This is a genomic window from Dehalococcoidales bacterium (assembly GCA_035529395.1).
Taxonomy (GTDB): domain Bacteria; phylum Chloroflexota; class Dehalococcoidia; order Dehalococcoidales; family Fen-1064; genus DUES01.
In genome coordinates, this window is sequence record DATKWT010000077.1 from 1 (window position 1) to 6112 (window position 6112).

At 53.2% G+C, this 6112-nt stretch carries 6 protein-coding genes; 1 reads left to right on the forward strand and 5 read right to left on the reverse strand.

The genetic code is table 11. The features are described 5' to 3' along the window. Positions 1-94 precede the first annotated feature (94 nt). Positions 95-925: a 4Fe-4S binding protein gene (locus VMW13_04760; protein ID HUV44125.1), complete on the reverse strand. Its 831-nt coding sequence runs from the start codon at positions 923-925 to the stop codon at positions 95-97. A 600-nt stretch (positions 926-1525) separates the two neighbouring features. Between VMW13_04760 and VMW13_04765 the strand changes: the two genes are divergently transcribed. Continuing rightward, positions 1526-2398, forward strand: a complete 873-nt coding sequence (locus VMW13_04765; GenBank protein ID HUV44126.1) for a mechanosensitive ion channel family protein — start codon at positions 1526-1528, stop codon at positions 2396-2398. 276 nt (positions 2399-2674) lie between these two features. On the opposite strand, the gene VMW13_04770 is transcribed toward VMW13_04765, so the two are convergent. The 4 genes from VMW13_04770 to VMW13_04785 all read right to left on the reverse strand — a co-directional run. Beyond that, entirely contained in the window at positions 2675-3547 is an 873-nt protein-coding gene (locus VMW13_04770) for an NAD(P)-dependent oxidoreductase (protein ID HUV44127.1), read from the reverse strand. Further along, on the reverse strand, positions 3547-3870 hold the full coding sequence (locus tag VMW13_04775) for a hypothetical protein (GenBank protein ID HUV44128.1): 324 nt from the start codon (positions 3868-3870) through the stop codon (positions 3547-3549). The genes VMW13_04770 and VMW13_04775 overlap by 1 nt, the downstream gene beginning before the upstream one ends. A gap of 44 nt (positions 3871-3914) precedes the next feature. After that, complete coding sequence (locus VMW13_04780; GenBank protein HUV44129.1) at positions 3915-5270, reverse strand: DUF362 domain-containing protein; 1356 nt, start codon at positions 5268-5270, stop codon at positions 3915-3917. 684 nt (positions 5271-5954) lie between these two features. Beyond that, positions 5955-6112 (reverse strand): ATP-binding protein (locus VMW13_04785; GenBank protein HUV44130.1); only part of this gene is annotated, 158 nt, incomplete at its 5' end.

A 6112-nucleotide genomic window follows, 5' to 3' on the forward strand; every position in this document is an offset into this window, starting at 1 on the left:
CAGGTCCGTACACATTTCGCGCACAGAAAGGGAACGGTACATCTGGAATGGTCTATCTCAATCGTGGGTATCTTCCGCGTGACGTCAACCTCCATCACCAGACCTCCCTGAGACCAGGCAGGCTCATCCTATCGACCATGGTAATGGCACCTCTGGGGCAGCCGGTCTCACATAGCCCGCAGCCATAACACAAGTACTGATCGATATTGGTTTTGTCCATTCTCACTTCAAACTTTGCCGCTCCGAATTGGCAGCGCTGGATGCAGATACCGCAACCATTGCACTTGTCGTAGTCCACGCGGGCAACATAATGGCCCTTGAGCATGGATAGAACTCCGTAGTCCAGGCGGTGTCTTATTGCGTCACAGTCGGGGTATTCGCAATTACATATCCCTTCGACATAGCCGACGCCCATCGTCATTATGATGTGCATGAAGCCCCGCTTATTCCACTTCTCCAGCCACTCCTTGACCTCGTTCGGGGGCATGAAATGCACTCCGCCACGATATCGCTCCGGCCACCGTTCCCACTTGAACATGCCGGGCCCCGTGCCCAAACAGCTGTATTCCTCCTCTTCGCGTTCCTCGATAGCGCGCATACGCTTTCTGCACAGGCAGAACATGGATGCCATTGGGACGCCGAGCTCGGCTATCTTGATGGCATCCTGGAGGGGTATCGCCTGGCCGGTCGCGTGAGTGCGAATATCGTCGTTGAGTAAGTTCAGAGCTTCGGAGTACCTTTCCGGCTCGTCGTTCCTGATTCGGATGACCTCCGACAGGGTCATAGGTCGCTCGTCACCCTCACGCAGTCCCAGTTGACCAAAATTCTGTGGACCCTGGCCAGGTTCCCTCAGTCTGTACATCTGCCTCGCATAGAGCTTGGGATTCAGGTACCAGAGTCCACCCTCTCCATACTTGTCACACATCCAACACACGGTCTCATTCCTCCTTCCGTTTCCTGACCATTCCTGCGAAGATTGTACCACTTTCCGCGCGAAATCTTGACTCCGTCCGGCTTCTCAGTCTGGCAATGTGGGCACTTCATAACGCACTCAACCGTACTGGATAAGTGCTCACAGTCTATGAGCATTGGGAAGGCATGTCAAGCAATGGCGGCTGGTAGATAGGATAAAGTTCGCCTTCTGTCACGCCTGCGGGTTAGACGTAGGGCGGCGGGCCAACAAAGGAACCTTTTTACCACCATTTCACAAGATAATGCGTCTTATATTTTCATACATCGGAATGTGCAGTAAACCTTGAGATATTGACAGGACTGGGACGGGATTGTAGACTCGTAACTAATCCGTTAGTAAGAGCAAAGATTGGCGAGGAGGTTAAGGAGAGAACATCACAAACTGAAAAAGAGCACAGCCGGAAATTGAGGGAGTTTGACATGGGGAATTCAACTGACTAAAGTGCTATTACCATACTGTTGCTTGAATCCTGACGACGCACAATCCCACGCGACACTGATATAGTATTTGGATATTCCTAAACTCAGGTTACTTAAAAGGAGGAGGTACGTTATGCTCACGCCTGATTTCACTTTCAACCCAGATACGCTAGTGGCAATCGCCATAAGAATAGCAATCATTCTTGTTCTCGCTTTAGTACTTACTGTCATTCAGAAGAAATTAATCCCGAGGATAATAACCGCGCGTATCCCAAAGATTAGGGAGGAATCACAAGACCAGATAGCCGTCCGATCTAAAACACTTACGCACGTCATCACACAGTCTTGCTCCGTACTTATTTGGAGTATTGCCTTTGTGATGGTTCTGGGAGCTGTTGGAGTGGATATTACCCCTCTACTAGCTAGCCTCGGTGTTGGAGCTTTAGCAATCGGTTTTGCAGCACAAAACATCATTAGAGACTTTCTCAATGGGTTTTTTATCTTTATGGAGGACTGGTATCGTGTTGGTGAATGGGTCACCATTTCAGGTATGGAAGGCGATGTTGAGAAAATCACACTCAGGTGTACAGTCTTGCGGGAAATAAATGGAACGATGCATGTTATCCCCAACAGTCAGATACCACTTGCCAGTAACCAGACGAGAGACTGGGCTCGCATTAATCTGTATATCACTGTAGCCTACAAAGAGGATATTAGTCACGTCTATACTGTCATTAACGAGGTATGCCAGGAACTGAAAGAGGATCCCGATTTTGGAACGAACTTAACAACGACTCCCTCCGCGATGCGTGTCAGCGATCTCGGTGCTCACGGCGTCGACATATGTATTCGGGGCTATACCAAGGTTGGAGAGCAATGGGGTCTGACTGGAGAACTGCGCAAGCGGATCAAGAACCGTTTTGACCTGGAAGGTATCGAGATTCCCTGGCCTCATACCAAAGTCTATTTTGGGGATACACAAAGAACTGCAAGTAGCACTGTATAGTTGAATCAGACTGTCCCTTTGACATCACTATATGTTAATCATTCTGAGAAATTGACTGACTCTTATGAATTGGCATAGTCGCATATTAAAAAAGGAACCATTCTCGGATTGCACAGTCTGACGAAGGGTGTGACGGCCAAACCAATGACCTCCAATAGACTATCATACCTGGTGAAGCAACAATGCCTATCAGAGTAGCTGCGCGGGCGCAGTTACAGTCTGGTCAAAGACATTGACAGCCAGATGGGGGCACCCCAGGGCATTGACTATCTGGGCCTACTCCTGCATCATCTTGTCGATTTCAGCCTGGACCTGGTTGAGATACGCCTGATACGTGGTCTTCTGGTAAGAAAGGATACGCTGGGACTCTTCGGTATCATACCAGTCGCACCAGCCCGGGCGCTCCTGGAAGTGCGCCTCCTCGATGGGTACTCCCAGGAGGTCGAAGTAGTCTTTAACGTATGCCTTACCCGTGGTTCGCCAGGTATTCCCTCCAGCGATGTTGAAGACATGCCCTTTGGCCTTCTCCACCTGGACCGCGGCGCACAGCGCTGTTACCACGTCGTCCCGGTGAACAAACTCGATCTTCTGGTCAACCATGAAAGGCCACACCTCGGGAGGTGACTGGAGAGAGGGCACTGAAATACCCGAGATGCGCAGTATTGAAACGTTCGGGTAGCTCTCGAAGAGGAGTCTTTCCGCGGAGATTTTGCTCTCGGCATAAATATCCAGCGCCTGCTGGGGATGGTCTACAGTCACGGGTTGCTGTGTACCCATTGTGTCACCGTAGGTGCTGACCGATGAACTGAATACAAAAGGCGCGTTGGGATTGGCATACTTCAATGCCTCCGCTACTCGTGCGGTCCCCTCCACGTTGACAGCGAAGGTAAGCTCACGACTCCGCTCACTGGCAGGTGGGAGGAGGGCTGCAAGGTGAATCACAGCACTGATATCCTGCACCGCGGTTTCCACGGAGTCGGCCCTGGTGAGGTCTCCTCTCAGAACCTCGATTCCCTTCTCACCCTCCAGGTCGGAATAGTCCATGTTGGGGAGATCGAAGACCCGTACGGTGTGACCCATACTACAGAGTTGCTGCACAACGCGCTTACCCACGCTGCCAGCGCCACCAGTGACAAGGACGGGTGCCATTATGTGATTGTTATCCCTTCCATGTTGGCCTGTTTGAAAAGCTTTTCAACATTGACTCTGAACCGCTCAAGCGTCTCGGGAAAGCCGGAAAGGTCCTGTTTCTCCGCCAGGGACTGGAGCTCTACAGCATCTTTTCGGCATGCGTTGGTGATTGGTATGGCGAGGTTGGTCTTCAGGAAGAACTTGGTTTCCAGTTCCTCTATTGCACTTATGACGCTCTGCAACACCTCTTTCCACTCCGGCTCCGCCGAGTCCAGACCTGTCAGAGTCAGCCTGCAGGCTTCAATTATGGCGTCCGCATTTTCAATGCCTTTTGGAATCATCCCTGCCACCTTTACTTATTCTGTTCGTTCTTACCGGGCTACCGTCAGTCATCGTAGTTGGTGTTCACACGCTCCAGGTCAACCTCTTCCTCTCTCAGGAAGCCATGACCATCGTGGCGATCGTACGGGAATGGCTGATGCTTGGCGAACATGGTACGAAACCGTACCCCAACCGGTCGTGGGTCGAGTGGGAAGGCGAAGTCCGCCATTCTCTTCTCCGCTGTCTCGACCAGTTCGTACTTTCTCGTGCCGAGCCCGATAATCTCACCGGTATTGATTTGCGTTTCCTCACTCAGGCCCGCCAGGAACGGGGAACAGGTCTCGAACTTGCGGTCTCCGCAACCGAGTACACCCATCTCCTCCGCCTTCGAGCCATGTATCCCGGCCGTCTCGATCGACTTGTCGACACATGCCTTGTCAATCGCCACAGGGTCAGAGCTGGCGAACACCCCAAGGTGGGGTAGAATGGGCACATCCGAGAAGTTCACACAGTCACATCCAGTCGCGAGGTCAATGGCCAGATTGATGAAGCCGACCTTGCCCGGCCCCACTGCCTTGATGGTGGCCAGACAGGCGTCTGCGATGGCGGCGTTGGTGGCCTGGTAGTGCTCCGCGGATAGTTCGACTATACCGCGACCAAGCATGGCGCCGAGGCAGGCGATGCAACTGGTGCACTTGTTCCTCTCCCATTCAACCGAGTCCTCGGTGACGTGTATCACTCCGAAGGGGCAGGAATCCTCCAGCATCTGCCAGCGTGGGTCGCCACTGCGCCCCTTGTAGCGCTCGGGATGGAATGTGGAGCAGGTGGAGAAGCTGTACCTGGGATGGCCGCCCATATGAACGTTGAACTTGCCCCTCTTGGACTGAGCACCTATCCCCAGGTTCTTGAGAGCCCCACCGATAACCCCCATAGGGTGACCCTTGAAATGCGTGAGGGCAATGAGCACATCGGCGGCGGCGATGGCCGTGGCGATGTATGCCTCCTTGAGAATATAACCCTCCGGAAGGTCCACTCGATAGTCGTCGGTCCCTATGAAGCCATCAGCGCAGACGAACGGACAGCCCAGAGTCGCCGAATTGTACCCGTTTCGCTCTGCTGTGGCCATGAAGTCCAACTCGGTGCATCGGCTCGGGGACGCATTATACGGTAGGGTGGTAGTGTCACATACGAAGGGCCTGCCGCCGGCGGCCTTGACCCTGTCGACCAGGGTGCGGGCGTAGACCGGGCGCAGGTAGGCGGTGTTGTTCCACTCGCCACAATGGAGCTTGATAGCGACCACATCCCCCGGTTTAATGAGGCTATCAAAGCCTGCGGCCTCGAACACAGTGGACATCTTAGCCACCATGCTTGTCTGGGGTGAACTACCCCGTGCATCCATGTAGTAGACTTTAGCTGCCATTTCTAACCATCCTTCTCCAGATTCTAAGTCTCGCCTGGCGCAACTGTCCCGAAGTATGTCTACCTCTTTGAGGGGCATAATACAGTACCACGTTCCTGGTCTCCGCGCGCAGGTAAGCAACCAGCAATCAACGAATATCTGACTGCTACCTGTCGAACCACGGGAAACGTCATACAACTGCCATGCTAGCACGCAGAGCAACGTCCGTCAATCAGCCGGTGGTATGATGTATTTAACCACAACCCACCGCCGGGCTGTGAGATTCTCAGATAGACCTCACCGTCGGCTCCAGGCTGTTGCCGTGTGTGGGTTGTCGGTTCATCGATATCACCTCCCAATACGATTATGGCGTGAAGTTGTTGGTTCGTACGCCTGGCGCAGGGGCGTCTGGGGGAGGTGGGGTGCGGTGGGGGTCAGTAGTGTCAGGATAGGCAATCCAATCTTATCTTGGGTAAAAGTCTTGACTTCTATTAACAGGGACAGATATATTGATTGAGCATTGGAGTGAAGAATACAACCAAGTACGGCATAATAGCCCGTTAAGCTACCGGTCACCTGCCCCTGTTGCGGATTCCGGTGAAATCGGCCACGTGTCCGCTCCAAACCGGCCGCTTGTCCGGGCCAAAACGGCCACCCCAGAAATGGCTTGGGGAGTGGCACTGGGTGCAGACAGTCTAACTCAGTTTACCGGTCATTTGCAGCAGCCTCCTTTCCCTCGTTTCTCCTGCTCTCTGCCAGTGACCTTGTGCGCATGGAATCACCTCTAAGCTCTATCCGGTAGGCGTTGTGCAGCAGCCGGTCACAGATAGCATCGGCCAGGGTGGGGTCGCCGAGATTTGGAT